Annotated in this window: 22 protein-coding genes; 4 read left to right on the top strand and 18 right to left on the bottom strand. The window is 68.1% G+C overall.

Annotated features, from left to right (window positions below):
* Positions 1–6: 6 nt before the first annotated feature.
* Positions 7–972: a sugar-binding transcriptional regulator gene (locus P5G46_RS13230; protein WP_239277008.1), complete on the bottom strand. Its 966-nt coding sequence runs from the start codon at positions 970–972 to the stop codon at positions 7–9.
* Between the two features lie 109 nt (positions 973–1,081).
* On the opposite strand from P5G46_RS13230, the gene P5G46_RS13225 reads away from it, so the two are divergent.
* From P5G46_RS13225 to glpK, 3 genes are all read left to right on the top strand, one after another.
* Complete coding sequence (locus P5G46_RS13225) at positions 1,082–2,800, top strand: glycerol-3-phosphate dehydrogenase/oxidase (protein WP_408905871.1); 1,719 nt, start codon at positions 1,082–1,084, stop codon at positions 2,798–2,800.
* A 118-nt stretch (positions 2,801–2,918) separates the two neighbouring features.
* Complete coding sequence (locus P5G46_RS13220) at positions 2,919–3,677, top strand: MIP/aquaporin family protein (RefSeq protein ID WP_239277010.1); 759 nt, start codon at positions 2,919–2,921, stop codon at positions 3,675–3,677.
* An 82-nt stretch (positions 3,678–3,759) separates the two neighbouring features.
* The gene (gene glpK, locus P5G46_RS13215; RefSeq protein WP_239277011.1) at positions 3,760–5,271 is read left to right on the top strand and encodes a glycerol kinase GlpK; all 1,512 of its coding nucleotides are present in this window, start codon (positions 3,760–3,762) and stop codon (positions 5,269–5,271) included.
* An 81-nt stretch (positions 5,272–5,352) separates the two neighbouring features.
* Here the strand turns inward: glpK and P5G46_RS13210 are convergent, their stop codons facing one another.
* Positions 5,353–5,823, bottom strand: coding sequence for an OsmC family protein (locus P5G46_RS13210; RefSeq protein ID WP_239277012.1), 471 nt, complete (start codon positions 5,821–5,823; stop codon positions 5,353–5,355).
* A 136-nt stretch (positions 5,824–5,959) separates the two neighbouring features.
* Here P5G46_RS13210 and P5G46_RS13205 point away from each other — a divergent pair, with 136 nt between their 5' ends.
* Positions 5,960–6,943, top strand: coding sequence for an asparaginase (locus P5G46_RS13205; RefSeq protein WP_239277013.1), 984 nt, complete (start codon positions 5,960–5,962; stop codon positions 6,941–6,943).
* 27 nt (positions 6,944–6,970) lie between these two features.
* Here the strand turns inward: P5G46_RS13205 and P5G46_RS13200 are convergent, their stop codons facing one another.
* From P5G46_RS13200 to prmC, 16 genes are all read right to left on the bottom strand, one after another.
* The gene (locus tag P5G46_RS13200) at positions 6,971–8,503 is read right to left on the bottom strand and encodes an APC family permease (protein WP_239277014.1); all 1,533 of its coding nucleotides are present in this window, start codon (positions 8,501–8,503) and stop codon (positions 6,971–6,973) included.
* A gap of 46 nt (positions 8,504–8,549) precedes the next feature.
* A complete protein-coding gene (locus P5G46_RS13195) occupies positions 8,550–9,323 on the bottom strand; it encodes a PP2C family protein-serine/threonine phosphatase (protein ID WP_239277015.1) in 774 nt (257 codons plus the stop codon).
* Between the two features lie 159 nt (positions 9,324–9,482).
* A complete protein-coding gene (locus P5G46_RS13190; protein ID WP_239277016.1) occupies positions 9,483–10,178 on the bottom strand; it encodes a large exoprotein in 696 nt (231 codons plus the stop codon).
* Positions 10,179–10,274: 96 nt separating this feature from the next.
* Complete coding sequence (locus tag P5G46_RS13185) at positions 10,275–11,024, bottom strand: YaaA family protein (protein ID WP_408905870.1); 750 nt, start codon at positions 11,022–11,024, stop codon at positions 10,275–10,277.
* A 74-nt stretch (positions 11,025–11,098) separates the two neighbouring features.
* The gene (locus P5G46_RS13180; RefSeq protein ID WP_239277018.1) at positions 11,099–11,359 is read right to left on the bottom strand and encodes a F0F1 ATP synthase subunit epsilon; all 261 of its coding nucleotides are present in this window, start codon (positions 11,357–11,359) and stop codon (positions 11,099–11,101) included.
* A 1-nt stretch (position 11,360) separates the two neighbouring features.
* The gene (gene atpD, locus P5G46_RS13175; RefSeq protein WP_239277019.1) at positions 11,361–12,809 is read right to left on the bottom strand and encodes a F0F1 ATP synthase subunit beta; all 1,449 of its coding nucleotides are present in this window, start codon (positions 12,807–12,809) and stop codon (positions 11,361–11,363) included.
* Positions 12,810–12,831: 22 nt separating this feature from the next.
* Positions 12,832–13,731 (bottom strand): F0F1 ATP synthase subunit gamma, encoded by a 900-nt coding sequence (locus P5G46_RS13170; RefSeq protein ID WP_239277020.1) that lies wholly within the window; start codon positions 13,729–13,731, stop codon positions 12,832–12,834.
* A gap of 24 nt (positions 13,732–13,755) precedes the next feature.
* Positions 13,756–15,387: a F0F1 ATP synthase subunit alpha gene (gene atpA, locus P5G46_RS13165; protein ID WP_239277021.1), complete on the bottom strand. Its 1,632-nt coding sequence runs from the start codon at positions 15,385–15,387 to the stop codon at positions 13,756–13,758.
* A 61-nt stretch (positions 15,388–15,448) separates the two neighbouring features.
* Positions 15,449–16,240 (bottom strand): F0F1 ATP synthase subunit delta, encoded by a 792-nt coding sequence (locus P5G46_RS13160; protein ID WP_408905869.1) that lies wholly within the window; start codon positions 16,238–16,240, stop codon positions 15,449–15,451.
* Entirely contained in the window at positions 16,240–16,797 is a 558-nt protein-coding gene (locus P5G46_RS13155; protein WP_408905868.1) for a F0F1 ATP synthase subunit B, read from the bottom strand. The genes P5G46_RS13160 and P5G46_RS13155 overlap by 1 nt, the downstream gene beginning before the upstream one ends.
* Positions 16,798–16,826: 29 nt before the next feature.
* Positions 16,827–17,066, bottom strand: coding sequence for a F0F1 ATP synthase subunit C (atpE, locus tag P5G46_RS13150; protein ID WP_055834851.1), 240 nt, complete (start codon positions 17,064–17,066; stop codon positions 16,827–16,829).
* Positions 17,067–17,109: 43 nt separating this feature from the next.
* On the bottom strand, positions 17,110–17,913 hold the full coding sequence (atpB, locus tag P5G46_RS13145) for a F0F1 ATP synthase subunit A (protein ID WP_239277024.1): 804 nt from the start codon (positions 17,911–17,913) through the stop codon (positions 17,110–17,112).
* A gap of 152 nt (positions 17,914–18,065) precedes the next feature.
* Positions 18,066–18,527: a Cg1360 family ATP-synthase-associated protein gene (locus tag P5G46_RS13140; RefSeq protein ID WP_239277025.1), complete on the bottom strand. Its 462-nt coding sequence runs from the start codon at positions 18,525–18,527 to the stop codon at positions 18,066–18,068.
* On the bottom strand, positions 18,524–19,678 hold the full coding sequence (locus P5G46_RS13135) for an MraY family glycosyltransferase (protein WP_239277026.1): 1,155 nt from the start codon (positions 19,676–19,678) through the stop codon (positions 18,524–18,526). Before P5G46_RS13135 ends, P5G46_RS13140 begins: the two co-directional genes overlap by 4 nt.
* Positions 19,675–20,403, bottom strand: coding sequence for an L-threonylcarbamoyladenylate synthase (locus P5G46_RS13130; RefSeq protein ID WP_239277027.1), 729 nt, complete (start codon positions 20,401–20,403; stop codon positions 19,675–19,677). The genes P5G46_RS13135 and P5G46_RS13130 overlap by 4 nt, the downstream gene beginning before the upstream one ends.
* Positions 20,404–20,442: 39 nt before the next feature.
* Positions 20,443–21,330, bottom strand: coding sequence for a peptide chain release factor N(5)-glutamine methyltransferase (gene prmC, locus P5G46_RS13125; RefSeq protein WP_239277028.1), 888 nt, complete (start codon positions 21,328–21,330; stop codon positions 20,443–20,445).
* Between the last annotated feature and the right edge of the window lie 92 nt (positions 21,331–21,422).

Genomic DNA, 21,422 nt, shown 5'->3' with positions numbered 1-21,422 from the left:
GGCTGCTCAGCGCGTGACGCTGAGCAGCCTTCGGGCGAGGGCCTCCTCGACGACGAGCTCGGTGATGAGCCTCGCGGCGAGTGCGCCGCGCAGGGCGTCGAGCTTGGAGAGGCTGGACACGACGCAGAACCGTCGCGGGATGCGTCGCACGGTGTCGAGGTCGGGCCCGCTGGAGCGGGCGTTGAGTTCGGGGATGTCGCACGACCCGTCCACGCGGTAGAACACCGTCGCGCAGTCGCCCACAATGCCCTCGCGCTCGATGATCGAGCGGTCGCGCTCGTCGAAGTAGTCGCCGCTGTAGACGTGCGAGGGGACCTCGGCATGGGGAGAGCCGAGACCGAAGACGAACAGCCCCACGCGCTGCTGGATCTCGAGCACCGAACGAACCGAGCGTTCGCGCCACATCGCCTGCTTCGTGCGCGGGTCGTCGAACAGCGCCGGAACCGGGAACTGGTGCACCGACGACGACCAGGCGGCCCCGAACCGCGAGAGGATCTCGCCGGCGTACGGGATGCCGGAGGTGCGGAGGTTGGCGGCCCCGTTCATCTGCACGATGTGGGTGTCGTGGACGTCCTTCGACGGCACGTGCCGGCCGATCGCCGACAGCGTCGATCCCCAGGCGATGCCGACCGTCATGGAGGACTCGATCCGTTCGGCGAGGATGCGCGCGGCGGTCAGCGCGGTGCGCTCCAGGCGCTCAGCCTCGGAGGTGCGCGCGGGCGTGGGCACGACGTGCGCCGTGATGCCGAATCGATCGGCGATGCGCTGGGCCATCTGGCCGCGCGCATCGTCGGGCGGACTGATCGAGATCGTCACGAGGCCCACGTCGCGCGCGTGCTGCAGTAGCCGTGACACCGACGACCGCGAGACGCGCATCTCGTGGGCGATGGCATCCATCGTCAGGTCCTGCATGTAGTACAACTGGGCGGCGCGCAGGGCGTCGCGCGAGCGCTCCTCGGTCTGCGTCGTCATGGTCGGCCCTTTCGTGCAGAGCCCATTCTGCACGTTTGTTCAAGGGGCTTGCAACAACGTGCAGATGGGCGCATCCTTTCTCGTACCCCAACGAAAGGTCGCAGTCGACATGTCGTCCCCCTCACCTTCGCTTCGCGCCGACGTCCAGGCGCTCCGTGACGCCGAGGACCTCGACGTCCTCATCATCGGAGGGGGCATCAACGGCATCGCCACCCTCCGCGATCTCGCCCTGCAAGGCGTGAAAGTCGCCCTCGTCGAACGCGGCGACTTCGTCTCCGGCGCCTCGTCCGCCTCCAGCCACATGGTCCACGGCGGCATCCGGTACCTCGAGAACGGCGAGTTCCGGCTCGTGAAGGAAGCCGTGACCGAGCGCAACGATCTGCTGAAGACCGCGCCGCACTACGTCAAGCCGCTCGAGACCACGATCCCGATCTACAAGACGTTCTCCGGCATCCTGTCGGCTCCGTTCCGCCTGCTCGTCACGCACGGACGCGGCAAGCCCAACGAGCGCGGCGCGCTGCTGATCAAGGTCGGCCTCATCATGTACGACACCTTCTCGCGCGACGGCGGGACCGTCCCCCGGCACAAGTTCCTGGGCAAGAAGAAGTCGCTCGCCGAGCTGCCCCGGCTGAACCCCGACCTCGCCTACACCGCCACGTACTTCGACGCCTCGATGCACGACCCCGAGCGCATCGCGCTCGACGTCCTGCACGACGGCATCGTCGCCGGTGGCGGGCGCACGCAGGCGGTCAACTACGTCTCCGCGGTCGGCGCCGACGAGAACGGCGTGCGGGTGCGCGACGAGGTCTCGGGCGAGGAGTTCTCCGTCAAGGCGAAGGTCATCCTGAACACCTCGGGGCCGTGGACCGACCTCACCAACGGCGCGATGGGGCTTCCGACGCAGTTCATGGGCGGGACCAAGGGTTCGCACATCGTGCTCGACAACCCCGAGCTGCTGGCCGCGACGGGCGGTCGCGAGATCTTCTTCGAGCACTCCGACGGTCGCATCGTCCTCATCTACCCGCTGAAGGACCGCGTCCTCGTCGGTACCACCGACATCGACGCCGACCCGTCGACGCCCGTGGTGTGCACCGACGATGAGATCGAGTACTTCTTCGACCTCATCGGCCACGTCTTCCCCACCGTCAGCGTGGATCGCACGCAGATCGTCTACACCTTCTCCGGCATCCGCCCCCTGCCGCGCCACGACGACACCGCGCCCGGATTCGTCTCGCGCGACTACCGCATCGTCGAGGACGAGATCGCCGGCACCCCGTCGATGAGCCTCGTGGGTGGCAAGTGGACCACCTTCCGCGCCCTCGCCGAGCACCTCAGCATGAAGACGCTGCAGAAGCTGCGTCGACCGCACCGGGTGAGCACGCAGGGCCTCCCGATCGGTGGCGGCAAGGGCTTCCCGGCGAGCCAGGAAGAGCGTCGGCGCTGGATCGCCGCTCGCACGAATGCGCACTCGGCAGCCCTCGTGGATGCCATGCTCGAGCGCTACGGCACGCGCGCGGATGGGATCCTCGACGTCCTGCCGGCGGAGCCGACGGCGCTGGCGAACGTCCCCGGCTACTACCGCGAAGAGCTGGTGTGGATCGCCGAGAACGAGCAGGTCGTCCACCTGATCGACGTCCTCCTGCGCCGCACCCACCTCGCGTTCGTGGGCGGCATGACCGAGCGCACGCTGCGGGAGGTCGCGGAGACGATCGCCGGTCCGCTCGGATGGGACGCCGCGCGTGTCGACGAGGAGATCGCGCGCGCGACCGAGGCGCTGCGCACCGCGCACCGGGTCGACCTCGAGGAAGCCGGCGTCGCCACAATTTGAGAGAACGTGCGGGCGCGCCTTCTGTTGCGCGCCCGCACGGCGGTCATAGGTTCGAGACACCGAGCCGCACACGTCCGCGCCGATGGGGGCCGGGCAAAACAGAAAGGTCGATGACGACATGCAAGAAGTGAATCTGGGGCTGTACTTCCTTTCGGAGGTCGTCGGCACCGCCATGCTGATCCTGCTGGGTTGTGGCGTGGTCGCCAATGTGGCGCTGGCCAAGACCAAGGGCAATGCCGGTGGATTCCTGATGGTGAACTGGGGTTGGGGCCTCGCGGTCTTCGCCGGTGTCATCGTCTCCGCCTACTCCGGCGCACAGCTGAACCCCGCCGTGTCGATCGGACTCCTGGTCCACGGCGACATCACCATCGCGCAGTTCTTCGTGGCCGTTGCCGCCCAGCTCGTGGGTGCCATCATCGGTGCGGTGCTGGCGTGGGCGTCCTACAAGCAGCACTTCGACGACGAGCCGGACCCGGCCGCCAAGCTTGGCGTGTTCTCGACCGGCCCCGCGATCCGCTCCTACGGCTTCAACTTCGTCACCGAGGTCATCGCGACGTTCGTCCTGGTGTTCGTGATCTTCGGATTCCGTGACTACGGCGTCGCCGACATCGGCGTGCCCGGCGGCCTCGGTGGCCTGTCGGCCGTCCCGGTGGCGCTGCTGGTGGTCGGTATCGGCGCCTCGCTGGGTGGCCCCACCGGCTACGCCATCAACCCTGCCCGTGACCTCGGACCCCGCATCGCGCACGCCCTGCTGCCCATCAAGGGCAAGGGTTCCAGCGACTGGGGCTACTCGTGGGTGCCCGTCGCCGGCCCCCTCGTCGGAGGCGCGCTCGCCGGCCTCCTGGCCCCCGTCCTCCTCGGCTTCGTCGCCGCTTGATCCCCGCGGGGGTGTCGTCAACGACACCCCCGCGCCTCTTCCTCACCCATTCCCCTTCCTCTACTGACAAAGGAGTCCATTCATGGCCGACTACGTCCTTGCCATCGACCAGGGCACGACCTCGACCCGCGCGATGATCTTCAACAAGTCCGGCGGTGTCGTCTCCGTCGGACAGAAAGAGCACGAGCAGATCTTCCCCAAGGCCGGGTGGGTCGAGCACGACCCGCTGGAGATCTGGCACAACACCCAGGAAGTGATCGGCCTCGCCCTGAGCCGTGCCGACATCACCCGCCACGACATCGCCGCCGTCGGCATCACCAACCAGCGCGAGACGGCGGTGGTGTGGGACAAGAACACCGGAAAGCCCGTCTACAACGCCATCGTGTGGCAGGACACCCGCACGCAGTCGATCGTCGACCGTCTCGCCGACGGTGACGTCGAGCGCTACAAGAGCGTCGTGGGCCTGCCGCTGGCGACCTACTTCTCGGGCACGAAGATCGTGTGGATCCTCGAGAACGTCGACGGCGCGCGCGAGAAGGCGGAGGCGGGCGACCTCCTCTTCGGCACGACCGACAGCTGGGTGCTGTGGAACCTCACCGGCGGCATCGACGGCGGTGTCCACGCCACCGACGTCACCAACGCCAGCCGGACCCTCTTCATGGACCTCGAGACGCTCGAGTGGCGCGACGACATCCTCGCCGACTTCGGCGTGCCGCGGTCGATGATGCCCGAGATCCGCTCGTCCTCCGAGGTGTACGGAACTGTCGAGTCCTCGTCGTTGCTGCGCGAGACGCCCGTGGCCGGCATCCTCGGCGACCAGCAGGCCGCGACCTTCGGTCAGGCCGCCTTCGATCCGGGCGAGAGCAAGAACACCTACGGCACCGGTAACTTCCTCATCTTCCAGACGGGTGAGGAGATCGTCCACTCCAAGAACGGTCTGCTGACGACCCTCGGCTACAAGCTCGGCGACCAGCCCGCACGGTACGCGCTGGAAGGCTCGATCGCCGTCACCGGTTCGCTCATCCAGTGGCTGCGCGACCAGCTCGGCATCATCTCGTCGGCGCCCGAGGTCGAAGCTCTGGCCAGCTCGGTCGACGACAACGGCGGCGTGTACTTCGTGCCGGCGTTCTCGGGCCTGTTCGCCCCGTACTGGCGTCCCGACGCCCGCGGCGCGATCGTGGGCATGACCCGTTACGTCAACAAGGGCCACATCGCGCGCGCCGCTCTGGAGGCCACGGCCTTCCAGACGCGGGAGGTGCTCGACGCGGTCAACGCCGACTCCGGTGTCGACCTCACCGAGCTCAAGGTCGACGGCGGCATGACCGCCAACGACGCGCTCATGCAGTTCCAGGCCGACATCCTCGGCGTGCCCGTCGTGCGTCCGGTGGTCGCCGAGACCACCGCGCTCGGTGCCGCGTACGCGGCTGGCCTCGCCGTCGGGTTCTGGGACAACCTCGACGACCTCCGCGCCAACTGGCAGGAGGACAAGCGCTGGGAGCCCGACATGGACTCCGGCGAGCGCGACCGCGAGCTGCGCCTGTGGAAGAAGGCCGTCACGAAGTCGATGGACTGGGTCGACGAGGACGTGCGCTGAACCCTCGCCCGCAGAAGCGGAACCCCGTCGGCTTCGTGCCGGCGGGGTTCCGTCGTTTCGGGGGAAGTGGCGTCGAATCGCTCAGGCGGCGGTCACGACGGGCTCGTGCCGGACCGGGAAGTTCACCGAGTTCGCGATGAAGCACCACTCGCGCGCCTGCCGGTGCGCGGCCACGGCGGCGTCGATCATCGACGAATCGGCCACCACGACCTGCGGGCGCAGCAGGACGTCGGAGAACGCTCCCCCGCCCTTGCCGTCCTCGACGAGCGTTCCGCTGGCGTCATCCCGATACGACACCACGACCACCCCCGTCTTCACGCACGCGTACAGATACGACAACAGGTGGCATTCGCTCAGCGCCCCCAGCAGGAGTTCCTCCGGGTTCCATTTCGACCCGTCGCCGCGGAAGGGCGTGTCGGCGGATGCCTCGACGAGCGGCTTGCCATCGACCTCGAGCGAGACCGAGCGGTCATAGTCGCGGTATCCGCTCGTCCCGGTCCCCCGGTCGCCGGTCCACGTCGCGCGCAGACGGTACTGGTGCTCTCCGTTCATGGTTCCATCCTGCTCCCTCCCGCGCGCACGTCGCGTGAGTGGCCAGGATTTGTCGCCTCGCGAGGCCGAGAAGCGACAAACCTTGGCGACTCGCGCCCGCACCTGACGGGACGGACCCGGCGGATACGATGGACGGATGCCTGCAACGTCCCCGGATGCCGTCGAACTCGCTGTCGTCGAACGCAGCGGATTCATCGAGTCGCGCCATCACGGCGTCGCCGTGGTGCTGTCCCCGGATGGCTCGGAGCACCTCTCGCTCGGCGACCCGGGGGCACCGTTCCTCCCCCGCTCGAGCATGAAGCCGCTTCAGGCGCTCGCGTGTCTGTCGGCGGGTGCAGACCTGAGCGGAGAACGCCTCGCGCTGGCGATGGCGAGCCACTGCGGCACCGACCGCCATGCGGAGGTCGCCCGTGGCATCCTGCAGTCGGCGGGTCTGACCGAAGACGATCTGGGCTGCCCCGCCGCCTGGCCGAGCGACACGCAGACGCGCGACGAGCTCGTCCGCGACCACGGCGTTCCTTCCCCGCTGCGGATGAACTGCTCGGGCAAGCATGCCGCGATGCTTCTCACCTGCGTGACGAACGGCTGGTCCACCGCGGACTACCTCGACCTGCAGCACCCGCTGCAGGTGCACATCCGCGAGGTCATCGAACGGCTCGTCGGCGAACGGGTCACCACGACGGCCATCGACGGGTGCGGGGCTCCCGTCTACGCCATGAGCCTCACCGGGCTCGCCCGTGCCATCCAACGGATCGCGACGTCGTCGGAGCGGTCGCCGTTCGCTCTGCACCGCAGTGCGGGTGCCCTCGTGCGTGCCGTCCGGGAGCACCCGTGGACCATCGACGGTCCGGGCCGTCCCGACACGATCGTCATCGAGCGCCTCGGGGTGTTCGCGAAGATGGGCGCCGAGGGTGTGCAGGTCATGACCGCGCCCGACGGCACCACCGTGGCGCTGAAGATGCTCGACGGCTCCAACCGCGCGGGCCACGCCGTCGCTCTGCGTCTGCTCGAGCGCGCGGGCTCCCTCGACGCGGCCGCCGTTGCGGACGTGCTTCCCGCGCTGGGACTGACCGTGCTCGGCGGCGGTCAGCAGGTGGGTGTCATCCGCGCCGCGGTGTGAACGCACCCGACCGCTGACCGCCGCGGATCAGATGCCGCCGTCGACCGACCGGGGGTAGGTGATGGGCTCGTCGGGCACCAGCACCTCGGTGTCGCGGTTCAGGCTCTCGCCGCGGAAGAACGGCTTCGACGTCGGCACGAGGTACCAGACGATCATCAGGACGACACCGAGAGCCAGCGCCCCGATACCGACCACGAAGGTGCCGCCGATGCCGAAGAGCACCGTGTAGCCGTACTCCGGGTCGTACATGTCGATCGCCGACTGGACGAAGGCGTAGGTCAGCATGAGCGCGCCCAGGAGCGGCAGGATGCCGCGGTACACCAGGTTCCTGCCCGACGTGAAGAGGTCACGTCGGTAGTACCAGACGCACGCGTAGCCGGTGATGGCGTAGTAGAAGGCGATGGCCAGCCCGAGCGACAGGATCGAGTCCTGCAGGATGTTGTCGCTGATCAGCGTCATCCCCACGTAGTACACGCTCGCGACGATGCCCATGACGAGCGTGGAGAACGAGGGCGTCTGGAACCGCGGGTGCACCGTGCTGAAGCGTCGTGGCAGCGCCTTGTACGCCGCCATGGCGAGGGTTCCGCGGGCCGTCGGCAGGATCGTCGTCTGGGTGGACGAGACCGCCGAGATGAGGACGGCGACGATGAGGATCCAGCCGAACGGGCCGAAGAGCCCGTCCTTCAGCGCGAGGAAGACGTCGTCGGCGTTATCGACGTTGCCCAGCCCCACTCCGTCCTCGCCGACGCCCGCGTACATCATCGCGGCGACCGTGACCGAGACGTAGGTGCCCAGCAGAATGACCGTCGTCAGCAGCGCCGCGCGGCCCGGAATGCGCTTGGGGTCCTTCGTCTCTTCGTTGAGGGCGAGGCACGTGTCCCAACCCCAGTAGATGAACAGAGCCAGCAGCACGGCTTCGGTGAATCCGCTCCAGTCGGTGAAGCCGAGCGGGTTGAACCAGGCGAGATCGAACGGGGTCGGGTTCGGCGCCGTGCCGTCGAAGAACTTCCAGAGCGCCACCACGACGAACAGCACCAGAACCAGGTACTGGACGGCGAGCAGGATGTTCTGGAGTCGCTCGCCGATCTCGACGCCGCGATAGCTGACGTACGTCATCGCGGCGATGAACGCGACACCGGTCGCGGTGACGAGCGGGACGTTCTCGGCCAGTGAGCCGTCGCCGATCAGGGTCCACAGGTAGATGCCGGCGATCTGCGCGAGGTTGGCGAGCACGACCATTCCGGCCACGGCGACGCCCCACCCGCCCATCCAACCGACCCACGGGCCGAATGCCTTGGTCCCCCACGTGAACGTCGTCCCACAGTCGGGGACCTCGTTGTTCAGCTCGCGGTACGCGAAGGCGATGAAGAGCATCGGGATGAACGCGAGGATGAAGGCGATGGGCGCCGAGGCGCCGACGGCGAGGACGACGAAGCCCAGGGTGGCCACGAGCGAGTACACCGGGGCCGTCGAGGCGAGACCGATGACGGTCGAGCCCCAGAGTCCCAGAGTTCCCGCGGCCAGGCCCTTGCCGGCCGTCCGTTCGGGTGCGGAGGTCATCTGCTGAACGTAGAAGTCCGGGCACCCCCGGGTCAAGCACCGAGGATCAGGCGGCGTGGCGCGAGACGTCGAGCACGACGATCGTGATGTTGTCGCGGCCGCCGTTCTCGAGGGCCGCGGCCATCATGGCCTCGACCGCTCGCGCGGGATCCGGGTTCGCCTCGAGGAAGTGGCGGATGCCGAAATCGGTGAGCTCCTTCGTCAACCCGTCGGAGCAGATGACGAAACGATCGCCGTCCAGCACCTCGAGGCGCAGGTAGTCCGGCTTGACGCTGTCGCTGGGGCCGACGGCGCGCGTGATGACGTTGCCGTACGGGTGGTTCTCGGCCTCTTCCGGGCTCAATCGCCCCGCGGCGATGAGTTCCTGGACGACGGAGTGATCGGTGGTGATCTGGACGATGTCGTCGTCGCGCAGCAGATAGACCCGCGAATCCCCGATGTTGAGGGTCACCCAGTGGGGCTCGTCTCCGCTGGCCTCCAGGTATAGGCCGGTGAGAGTGGTGCCGGTTCCCTCGTCCGTGGTCTCGGGATGGGAGACGATGTCTTTCACGGCCCGAGCGAGCGCCTTCTCGATGTTCTTCGGCGACACCGCGCCGCTTTCGACCACGGCGCGGAGGCGATCGACGGTGCTCGCGCTGGCGATCTCGCCACCGAGATGACCGCCCATGCCATCGGCGACGACGAAGAGCGGGTACTCGGCCAACAGCGCATCCTGGTTGACCTCGCGCCGCTTGCCGGTGTCGGTCGTCGCCGCCCAGGAGAGGTCGAGAGCGCCCCCCGCGACGGGAACGGTACGCGTGTGCGTGGTCACCTCGGGCACGAACTGATCCTCCGGTTGGCCGACATCCTCGCCGGCGGGACCGCGCGGCCCTGCCATCCTAGTCGACCGGCGGCCCCGCGCTCGGGACGCCGAGCGCGCGGCGTCGTCGACCGAGAGCGCGACGAACTCCCCGGTGCGCGGGGAGCTCGTCGCGGATGGTCAGACCTGCGGACCCGCAGGCGGCGGAGTGGGTCCTGCCGGGGGTGCCGGCGGGGGCGGCGTGGCTCCCCCGGCCGGAGGCGCCTGCGGCGGGGCGTAGGGCTGCGCCGGCGGAGCATAACCGCCGGAAGCAGAGCCATACCCGCCGGTGGGCGGAGCCTGCACCTGCTGACCGGGCTGCACCGGGACACCGTTCCACACCGTCTTGTCCGCGAGGAAAGTGTTCGCCCAGGGAGCGGGAGGAATGTTCGGGTTCCACGGGGAAGAGCCGAACGCGAGGATGCCGAGCCAGATGAAGTAGCCGACGCCGGGAATCAGCCAGAGCAGGAGGTAGGGCCATTCCTTGCCGAACTTCAACCCGAGGCGGTACCCGAACATCACGGCGGCCGCGACTCCGACGAGCCCGATCAGCCATCCGATCACCGGGACGTTCACCAGCACGCTCGAGATCACCAGGGCACCGAGGTACACCCAGGGCGAAAGGTCGCCGAGCTTGGCCGCGATGAGCACGTTGTAGACGGGAACCCATGCCCGCCACTTCCCCTGCACGCCCGCCTTCTCGAACACCTTCATCAGCAGGAACGCCCCGATGACGTAACCGGCGGCGGCGATGAGAAGCAGGACGGGAAGGAGGACGAGGAAGAACGCGAACGCTGCAAACCCACTGCCATCGTCGTAGTAGTACGTGTCACCCATGGGAATTCCTTTCGCTGCCCGTGAGCCAGGGGTCAGCACCCTGCGCGCCTCACATGGTAGCGACCCTGAGTGTTCGCTGAAAGACCGCGGGGGCGATTAGACGACCATCGCGATCTCGCCGTCGCCGATGTCGTGGAGTCGGACCCCGCGGTCGCCCGCCCAGCGGTACAGGTCGTCGAGTGACCGCACATCGGCGGCCGTCTCGGCGAGAGCGCGGACGAACTCCCCCTTGGCCTTCTTGTTGAAATGGTTGAGCGCACGATGGGTGCCGTCCGGACCCTCGGTGACGACGCGCACATAGACGCCTCGCACCTCATCGGGGACGGGCCCGAGGGCCGCGTACGCCTCGGAACGAAGATCGACCACGAACGGCGTGCGGGTCAGGCGGATGGCGGACGTCACGGCATCCGCCCACACCTTTCGGAGCGACGGAATCCCCGGCAGCGACGTCGACGCCGCCAGCCGATACGTCGGGATGGGGTCGAGCGCACCGACGGGGCCGAAGGGCGCCGAGTGGATGAGGACGTGAGACCCTACCCACGCACGCGAGGCCGCATCGAGCGTGCCCGCGTCGAGGGCGTCGAAGAGCACCCCGGTGTACCGGTCGACGGCGGGAAGCGTCGGCGTCGACCGCAGTGCGGCGTTGTCAGCGACCTCGTGACGACGCCGCTCGCTGAGCTTCAAGACACGGAGGGATGCCTCTTCGTCGGCGCTCAGCGCGACGAGCGCGTCGGCGACAACGGTCCGAGGTTCTCGCAGCGACGGCAGGGCGAGGGCGTCGAGATCCAGCGGCGGGCCGTCGCCGGCGGGGCGCTTGGTCTCGGAAGGGGGAAGGAGAACGAGCATGTGACCTCAGGGGAACGAACGAACGACGCGCGCCGTCCGGAGAACCGGACGACGCGCGTCGTGGAGAAGGGGTGTCAGGAGACCAGGGAAGCGTGGCCGGCGACGATCGTCAGCTCGTCATCCGCCATCGACAGGAAGCCGTCCTGCGCGTTGGCGAGGATCCTGTTCCCGTCGACACCCGTGATGCGCACCTCGCCCTGAGCGAGGATCGCGAGCACGGGTTCGTGTCCCTGCATGAAGCCGATCTCGCCTTCGACCGTCTTGGCGACGACGAGCGACGCCTCCCCGGTCCAGACCTCGGCGTCAGCCGAGACGAGGTTCACGCGCAGCGGCATGTCAGCCGTTCTCCTTCTGGATCTGCGCCCACTTGGCCTCGACGTCGGAGATACCACCGACGTTGAAGAAGGCCTGCTCGGCGACGTGGTCGAAGTCACCCTTCACGATCGCGTCGAACGACTCGATGGTCTCCTTGATCGGGACCGTCGAACCCTCGACACCGGTGAACTTCTTGGCCATGTAGGTGTTCTGGGAGAGGAACTGCTGGATGCGACGTGCGCGCGACACGACGATCTTGTCCTCTTCGGAGAGCTCGTCGACACCGAGGATCGCGATGATCTCCTGCAGTTCCTTGTTCTTCTGCAGGATCTGCTTCACGGCCGTCGCCACGCGGTAGTGGTCGGCACCGATGTAGCGCGGGTCGAGGATGCGGCTGGTCGAGCTCAGCGGGTCGACGGCGGGGTACAGACCCTTCGACGCGATCTCACGCGACAGCTCGGTGGTGGCATCCAGGTGGGCGAACGTCGTCGCCGGAGCCGGGTCGGTGTAGTCGTCGGCGGGGACGTAGATCGCCTGCAGCGAGGTGATCGAGTGACCGCGCGTCGAGGTGATGCGCTCCTGGAGCACACCCATCTCGTCGGCGAGGTTCGGCTGGTAGCCCACCGCGGACGGCATACGGCCGAGGAGCGTCGAGACCTCGGAACCCGCCTGCGTGAAGCGGAAGATGTTGTCGATGAACAGCAGCACGTCCTGCTTCTGCACGTCACGGAAGTACTCGGCCATCGTCAGAGCCGAGAGAGCGACGCGCAGACGCGTCCCCGGCGGCTCGTCCATCTGACCGAACACGAGCGCGGTCTTGTCGAAGACGCCCGCGTCCTCCATCTCGTGGATGAGGTCGTTGCCCTCACGGGTACGCTCGCCGACACCGGCGAACACCGACACACCACCGTGATCCTGCGCGACGCGCTGGATCATCTCCTGGATCAGGACCGTCTTGCCGACGCCGGCGCCACCGAACAGGCCGATCTTTCCACCCTGCACGTAGGGGGTCAGCAGGTCGATGACCTTGATGCCCGTCTCGAACATCTGGGTCTTGGACTCGAGCTGGTCGAAGCTCGGCGCCTTGCGGTGGATGCCCCAGCGCTCGGTGACCTCGATGGTCTCGCCGGGCGCGGCGTTGAGCACCTCGCCGGTCACATCGAAGACCTTGCCCTTGGTGACGTCGCCCACGGGCACGGTGATCGGGCCGTGGGTGTCGCGCACCTCCTGACCGCGGACGATGCCGTCGGTGGGCTTGAGGGCGATGGCGCGAACCAGGTCGTCGCCGAGGTGCTGAGCGACCTCGAGCGTGATCTCGGTCGACTGGTCACCGATGGTGATGGTGGTCTTCAGCGCGTTGTAGATCTCGGGGATCGCGTCGTGCGGGAACTCGATGTCGACGACGGGCCCGGTGACGCGCGCGACGCGGCCGACGACGGCTGCGTCGGTCTTCTCGGCGGTGAGGCTCATGGCTTCTTCTCTCCTTGGGGACTTACTTGCCGGATGCCAGAGCATCGGCGCCGCCGACGATCTCGGCGATCTGCTGCGTGATCTCCGCCTGTCGCGCGTTGTTGCGCAGGCGGGTGTAGTCGGTGATGAGCTTGTCGGCGTTGTCGCTGGCCGACTTCATCGCCTTCTGCGTCGCCGCGTGCTTGGCCGCGGAGGACTGGAGAAGAGCGTTGAAGATCCGGCTCTGCACATACACCGGCAGGAGGGCGTCGAGGACGGCCTCGGCGTCGGGCTCGAACTCGTAGAGCGGGTACACCTCGGCCTGCGCCGGGGCCTCCTCGGCCTCGAGGACCTCGAGAGGAAGCAGCCGCACCGTCTCGGGAGACTGCGTCATCATGCTGACGAAGCGGTTGTAGACGAGGTGGATCTCATCGACACCGTCGTTCTCGCCACCCGCGCGGTAGGCCTCGAGCACCGCGTCGGAGATCTCCTCCGCGGTCGAGAACTGCGGAGTGTCGGTGTCGCCGGTCCACTGCGAGACGCTCGGCATCCGGCGGAACTGGAAGTAGCCCACCGCCTTGCGCCCGACGAGGTAGAACACCACCTCTTTACCCTGCGAGCGGAGCAGCTCGGCCAGCTCGAGACCCTCACGGAGGATCTGCGAGTTGAACGCGCCGGCCAGGCCGCGGTCGGAGGTGAAGATCACCACGGCCGAGCGCCGGAGGTTCTCGCGCTCGGTCGTCAGCGGGTGATCGATCGACGAGTGCGTGGCCACCGCGGAGACAGCGCTCGTCACGGCTCGCGCGAAGGGCGATGCCGCGCGCACACGCGCCATCGCCTTCTGGATGCGCGAAGCCGCGATGAGCTCCATCGCCTTCGTAATCTTCTTGGTCGTCTGAGCAGAACTGATCTTCTGCTTGTAGACCCGCAGTTGTGCGCCCATGATTCCGTTCTCGTGTCGTCGCTGTTAGCGACGGCCCTTGACGATTCGCTCCTGGTTGACGTCCTCGGCGTCGGCCGCGTCCACCTGCTCGGCGCCGACGACACCCTCGTCGGCACCGGGCTGGAACTCGAGGACGAACTCGTCGATCTTCTTCTCGAGCTCTGCGACCGTGTCGTCACCGAGCACGTTGGTCTCGCGCAGGGTGTCGAGGACGGTGGAGTTCCGGCGGAGGTAGTCCAGCAGCTCACGCTCGAAGCGCAGCACGTCGGAGACGTCGATGGTGTCGAGCTTGCCGTTGGTTCCGGCCCAGATCGAGACGACCTGCTCCTCGACGGGGTACGGCGAGTACTGGGGCTGCTTGAGCAGCTCCGTCAGGCGCGCACCACGGGCCAGCTGACGACGCGAAGCGGCGTCGAGGTCGCTGGCGAACATCGCGAACGCCTCGAGCGAGCGGTACTGCGCGAGCTCGAGCTTCAGCGTTCCCGACACCTTCTTGATCGACTTCACCTGGGCGTCGCCACCCACGCGCGAGACCGAGATACCCACGTCGACCGCCGGACGCTGGTTGGCGTTGAACAGGTCGGACTGAAGGAAGATCTGGCCGTCGGTGATCGAGATCACGTTGGTCGGGATGTAGGCCGAGACGTCGTTCGCCTTGGTCTCGATGATGGGAAGACCCGTCATCGAACCGGCACCGAGCTCGTCGGAGAGCTTCGCGCAACGCTCGAGCAGGCGTGAGTGCAGGTAGAAGACGTCACCGGGGTACGCTTCGCGGCCCGGGGGACGACGCAGCAGCAGCGACACGGCGCGGTAGGCCTCGGCCTGCTTCGACAGGTCGTCGAAGATGATCAGGACGTGCTTGCCGCCGTACATCCAGTGCTGGCCGATGGCCGAACCCGTGTAGGGGGCGAGGTACTTGAAGCCGGCGGGGTCGGATGCCGGGGCGGCGACGATGGTGGTGTACTCCATCGCGCCCGCGTCCTCGAGCGCACCCTTGACCGAGGCGATCGTGGAGCCCTTCTGGCCGATCGCGACGTAGATGCAGCGCACCTGCTTGTTGACGTCGCCCGACTCCCAGTTGGCCTTCTGGTTGATGATCGTGTCGATCGCGATGGCCGTCTTGCCGGTCTGACGGTCGCCGATGATCAGCTGACGCTGACCACGACCGACGGGGATCATGGCGTCGATGGCCTTGATGCCGGTCTGCAGGGGCTCGTGCACGCTCTTGCGCTGCATGACGCCGGGCGCCTGCAGCTCGAGCGCGCGACGGCCCTCGGTCGCGATCTCGCCGAGACCGTCGATCGGGTTGCCGAGCGGGTCGACGACGCGGCCGAGGTAGCCATCGCCGACGCCGACCGAGAGCACCTCGCCGGTACGCGTGACCTGCTGGCCCTCCTCGATGCCGGAGAACTCGCCGAGGACGACGACGCCGACCTCGTGCTCGTCGAGGTTCTGTGCCAGGCCCAGGGTGCCGTTCGCGAAGCGGATGAGTTCGTTCGCCATGACGCCGGGCAGTCCCTCGACGTGGGCGATGCCGTCGGCCGCGTCGACGACGGTGCCGACTTCCGTCGCACCTCCGGCGGTCGGCTCGTAGGCGTTGACGAAGTCCTTCAGCGCGTCACGGATGACGTCGGGGCTGATAGAGAGTTCTGCCATTGTCTTCCTTCGTTCGTGGGGCGCGAGCCCCCAGATCTCCACCCGCTCGGGCGGCAAAGTCTTAGCCGGCGATGCGATGGCGCAGTTCGGCGAGGCGCGTCGAGACGCTCGAGTCGATGACGTCGTCGGCGATCTGCACGCGCAGTCCGCCGAGCACCGTCGGGTCGATCACGGTGTTGAGGGTGACGGCGGACCCGTAACGCGCGCTCAGAGCGTTCTCGAGTCGCGTGCGCTGTTCGGCGCTCAACGGCGTCGCCGTCGAGACGGTCGCGACGATGCTCGAACGCTGGTCGGCGACGATCGCCGACGCGCGCCGGAGGAGCGCGCGCACGCGGCGGCCGTGTGCGTTCTGCACCAGCGACGAGACGATCAGCGCCGTCGCGGCACCCGCGCGCCCGTCGAGAAGCGTCGAGACGAGCGAGCTCTTCGCCGAGGCATTGCCGAGACGACCGCCGAGCGCGAGCTCCAGCTCGCCGTTCGAGGCCACCGTGCGCGAGAACTGGAACAGCTCGCCTTCGATGTCGGCCGACGAATCGGCCACGGCTGCGGCGCGCACGGCCAGCTCCTCGAGGCCGTCGACGAACTCCGCGGCGTTCGACCAGCGCTGCTCGGCGGCGCGCCGGAGCAGGGCCACGCTGGTCTCGCGGTACGTGGAGCCGAAGACCGCCGTCACCAGCGCGGCGCGAGCCGCGGCCGGTGCCGACGAGTCAGACAGCGCGCCGCTCAGCTGCGCCGATCCGCTCACGGCGCCGACGGCGGCGAACAGCTCGCGGGCGACGTCGAGATCGACACCGGACGCCGCCGTGAGCGCCTCGGCGGTCGCGGTCCGCGCCTGAGTGGTCGCGCTGCCCATTACTGAGCCGCCTTCTCGGATGCCTCGAGGTCGGCGAGGAAGCGATCGACGACGGCCTGAGCCTTGGCGTCGTCGGAGAGCGTCTCCCCGATGACGTTGCCGGCGAGGTCGACGGCGAGAGTACCCACCTCGGCACGCAGCGACACCAGGGCGGTCTGCCGCTCGGCTTCGATCTGCGTGTGTGCGGCAGCGGTCAGGCGAGCAGCCTCTGCCGCCGCGGTCTCCTTGGCCTCGAGAACGATCTTGCGACCGTCTTCGCGCGCGGACTCACGGATCTCGCCGGCTTCCTTGCGGGCAGCGGCGAGCTGGGCGGTGTACTCCTCGAGCGCGGCCTCGGCCTTGCGCTGCGCCTCGTCGGCCTTGGCGATGTTGCCCTCGATGGCGGAGCTGCGCTTGTCGAGCACCGCTCCGATGCGCGGGAGCGCGTAGAACCACACGACCGCCGCGATGATGACGAAGCACACCAGCGACCAGGTGATGTCGTAGACGGCGGGCAGAAGCGGGTTACCGCCGCTGTGACCCTCTTCGGCAGCGACCGTGACAAGAGCGTGAAGCATCCTGTCTCCTTACTCGTGGATCGGGCGGATCAGAGCGCGCCGAAGATGAAGGGCGTGGCGATGCCGATCAGCGCGAGGATCTCGATGAAGGCGACACCGATGAACATCGTGGTCTGCAGGCGACCGGCGAGCTCGGGCTGACGGGCGGTCGACTCGATGGTCTTGCCGATCATGATGCCGAGACCGATGGCCGGGCCGATGGCAGCAAGACCGTAGCCCACGGTCGCGATGTTGCCCGTGACCTGAGCGAGAATCGTCGTTGCGTCCACTGAGGGTTTCCTTTCGTTGGGCGAACAGCCGGTCGGCTGCCCGTCAGTGCTCTTCCGCCACCGCGAGCTGGATGTAGACCGCGGTGAGGATCGTGAAGACGTAGGCCTGCAGGAGTGCCACGAACACCTCGAAGAGGGTGAACGCGAGCCCCAGCGTGAGGGTTCCCGCTGCCAGAGGGGTCAGCCAGTTGAAGCTGAAGAAGAAGAAGTTGGTCGCCGAGAAGAACAGCACCAGCATGAGGTGGCCGACGATCATGTTCAGCAGGAGCCGCAGGAACAGCGACACCGGCCGGGCGATGAAGACCGAGATGAGCTCGACGATCGCGATGATCGGGATCAGCGGCTTGGGGACTCCGCTGGGCACGAGCGAGTACTTCACGAAGCGGCCCACGCCGTGACGGCGAATGCCCGCGTACACGAAGGCGATGTAGGCGGTCAGCGCGAACACCAGCGGCGCTCCCGCGACGGAGGTGCCCGGGATGTTCAAGAACGGGATGACGCCGGTGAGGTTCAGCGCCGTGATCGTGAGGAACATCGCGGTCAGCAGCGGCAGGAAGCGCTTGCCGTCCTTCTCGCCCAGGACCTGGTACGCGATCTGCTCGCGGATGAACCCGAAGCCGAGCTCGATCACGCTCTGGAAGCGTCCGGGGACGACGGTCAGCCGCCGCGTGCCCATGACGATGATGAGGACCATGATCGCCGTGGCGAGCAGCTGCACCAGAGTGATGCGCGTGACCGCGAACGGTGTTCCAGCGAACAGCAGCTCGGGCGGGAAGAAGTCCGAGATGGACGGCGGGGAGAAGTAGGGCGCGTCAGCAGCGTGCGCGATCGAATTCGCCTGAGTCAACGGGTGGCTCCAGCTTCTCGAACCGGTACGAAACGGTTCGGGGAGGGTGGGAAACGGCTCTCCCCGGGGCCTCGGCGTCACCGCCGCACACCGGCCGAGGTGCTTAGCCCTACCTTAGCAAAGATCGCGGGATTCGCGGCATCGGCGGGAGGTCAGACCTCGTCCGGGGAGCTGCGCTCGGGCAGAACGGTGTCCGACACCGCGGGGAGGCGCATCCGCGAGATCACCACGACGTCGACGACGAGCGACGCCACCGCCGTGGCCAGGAGCGCGAAGAAGAACACGGGAGCGACGACCCAATCCATGCGCAGCAGGATGAGGAACGCCACGATCACGAGGATGAACTTCAGCAGCCATCCCCCGAGGACCACGCCGAAGAAGATCTGCAGCCACGCGGGGTGACCGTAGAAGCGGTTGGCCAGAAGAATGCTCACGGCCGTGAGCGCCGGGAAGATGGCTCCGACCGCGGCCCCCACCGCCCCGCTCCATGCTCCGTTCGCACCGGCGATGAGCGCCCCCACCACCACCGCGCCCGCCAGGATGACGACGGTGACGACCGCCGACCACAGGAGGGCTGCGCGGAGGACCGGGGTGCTGGAGACGGGGGCGGTCATGACGACTCCTCGGGGGAAGGGCGACGCGCGAGGCGACGGGACGGAAGCAGGGTGAGCAGGATGCACGCGGCGACGCCGACGACGCCGAAGACGATGCCGATCGCGTAATCGCCGGGCCAGCTCTGCTGCGTGCCGATGTACATCAGCAGCACCGCGAGGCTGACCACAGCGGTCCAGCTGTAGAAGATGAGGACGGCATCCCGGTCGGAGTGACCCATGTCGAGCATGCGATGGTGCAGATGCTTGCGATCGGGCGAGAACGGCGACTTCCCGGCCCACTGACGGCGGACCACCGCAAGACCGAAATCGAGCAGCGGCAGCAGGACGATGACCACCGGCAAGAGGATCGGGATGAAGGCACCGAGCAGCTGCGAACGCCCCAGCTGTTCGGGATCGAGGACGGCGGGGTCCAGCTGACCGGTGATGGCGACGGCCGAGCTGGCCATAAGCAGGCCCAGCATGAGTGCGCCGGCATCGCCCATGAACAGCTTCGCCGGGGTCCAGTTCATCGGGAGGAAGCCCAAGCACGCTCCGATGAGCACGGCGGCGATGAACGAGGCGAGGTTGAAGTACGTGCTCGCACCGGTGTCGCGCACCAGGAGGTACGAGTAGGCGAAGAAGACCCCGTTCGCGATGAGGCACACCCCCGCGACCAGGCCGTTGAGTCCGTCGATGAAGTTCACGGCGTTCATGACCACCACCAGGGCGAACACCGTGAGCACGAAACTCACCCAGCTCGAGCCGACGGTCAGGGCACCGATCGGCAGCGACAGGATCTGCAGCTGACCGAACCAGGCGATAATCCCCGCGGCGACGAACTGCGCGCCGAGCTTGATCATCCAGTCGAGGTCCCACAGGTCGTCGACGACACCGACGACGACGATGAGGAGCACCGCGCCGAGGAGCGACAGCACCGGAGCCGGATCGGTCCAGAAGATCGCGAAGTAGGGGTTGCGACTGGAGAGGGCGAAAGCCGCGACGACGCCGAGGAACATCGCCACGCCGCCCAGGCGCGGCGTGGGCGTCGTGTGCACGTCACGATCCCGGATGCCGGGATACAGACGGAATCGCAGAGCGAGCTTCCACACCACCCACGACAGCGCCAGAGTCACCGCTGCCGTGAACAGGATGGTGAGGAGATACTGGGTCACGGCCCGGGGGCCTCGGCATCCGGATCGGTCGACGACGTCGCGGGAGCCGACGCGGTCTCGGGGTCGGGCTCGAGCAGGTCTCCGAGGACGTCGCGCAGACGGTCGCGCGACACCGTGCCCTCGCGCAAGACCTTCACCCGGGGCTCCGCGCCGCCGACGAGCGATGTCGCGTCGACGATGGTCGACGCGAAGCCCCACTCGCTCGGGCCGGCATCCAGATACGCGGAGACACTGTCGCCGAGCATGTCGCGGGCCTCGTCGATGCTCACCGCCGCGGGCATTCCGGTGCGGTTGGCGCTGGAGACCGCGAGCGGCCCCGTCTCCTCGAGCAGTTCGAGCGTCAGCTTCTGCGCCGGCATGCGGACGGCGACGGTGCCGTGGGTGTCTCCGAGATCCCACGACAGCGACGGCTGCGCCGGGAGCACGATCGTCAAGCCTCCCGGCCAGAAGGCGTGCACGAGCTCGTCGACGGCCGGGGGCACCTCGGCGACCAGCGCGCGGAGAGTCCCGACCCCGGGCACGAGCACGGGCGGAGGCTGCTGGCGTCCGCGTCCCTTCGCCTCGAGGAGGCCCGCGACGGCGCGCGCGTTGAAGGCGTCCGCGGCGATGCCGTAGACGGTGTCGGTGGGCAGTACGACGAGTTCGCCTCGGCTGATCGCCTGACGCGCGTGGCGCATCCCGGAGAGCAGCTGCGACTCGTCACGGCAGTCGTAGACGGGTGACATGTCGCGCGACAGTCTACCGACGCCCGACCGGTCGCGCGGTCAGGGGCGGATCGCCGTCGTGGCGCGATCCCGCGTGGTGAGATCGGGGTGCGTGGCCGCGGCACGCCATCCGTCCGCCGCGAGGATGTCGCGAATGGCCGCGCCCTGCCATTCGCCGTGCTCGATGACGATGGTCCCGCCGGGGTGGGCCAGCCGGAGGCCGACGCGGCTGAGCACGCGCACGGCATCCAGTCCGTCCGGTCCCCCGTACAGCGCCGCGGGCGGGTCGTACCGCTGCACCTCGGGGTCGCGCGGGATCGCGTCGTCGGGAACGTACGGCGGATTGGATGCCACCACCGACACCGTGCCGTCGAGTTCGGGGAATGCGTCGGCGAGGTCGACGAACGCGAGCGTCAGGTTCTCCGCGCCGATGCGCGCGGCGTTGTCCTTGGCCCAGATGAACGCCTCGACGGAGTTCTCGGCGGCGTAGACCCGCGCGCGGGGTACCTCCGTCGCCAGGGCGAGAGCGATCGCGCCACTGCCGGTCCCGAGATCGACCGCGACCGGGGAGGGGGATGCCGCCGCGGCCAGCGCGTCGATCGCGAGCTGCGCCACCATCTCGGTCTCGGGGCGCGGAACGAAGACGCCCGGCCCCACGGCGAGCTCGAGCGAACGGAACGGCGCGACACCCGTGAGGTGCTGCAGAGGTTCCCGGGCGCACCGGCGATCCACGAGCCCGGGCAGCTCGACGACGGCATCCTCGTCGAGCCGGTCGCCGCGGATCGCGGCGGCCTGGACACCGCCGCGTGACGTCGACAGCACGTGGGCGAGGAGCAGCTCGGCATCCACGCGAGGATCGGGGATGCCGGCGGCGGCGAAGCGCGTCGCGATGTCGCGGAGGGTGTCGGCGACGGAAGGGCGCGCGGGGGTGCGGGAAGTCTCGGGCATGACGGGAACCGAGCCTAGTCGCGCGGCGTCACACACCGATCCCGGCCTCCCCCGCTCGCCTAGGATTGTCGCGATCCGACCGACGGCGAAAG

The sequence above is a fragment of the Microbacterium mcarthurae genome, assembly GCF_046064585.1.
GTDB lineage: Bacteria > Actinomycetota > Actinomycetes > Actinomycetales > Microbacteriaceae > Microbacterium > Microbacterium mcarthurae.
The sequence above is the reverse complement of the archived record's forward strand: the minus strand, read 5'-3'. Positions and strand labels throughout refer to the sequence as shown.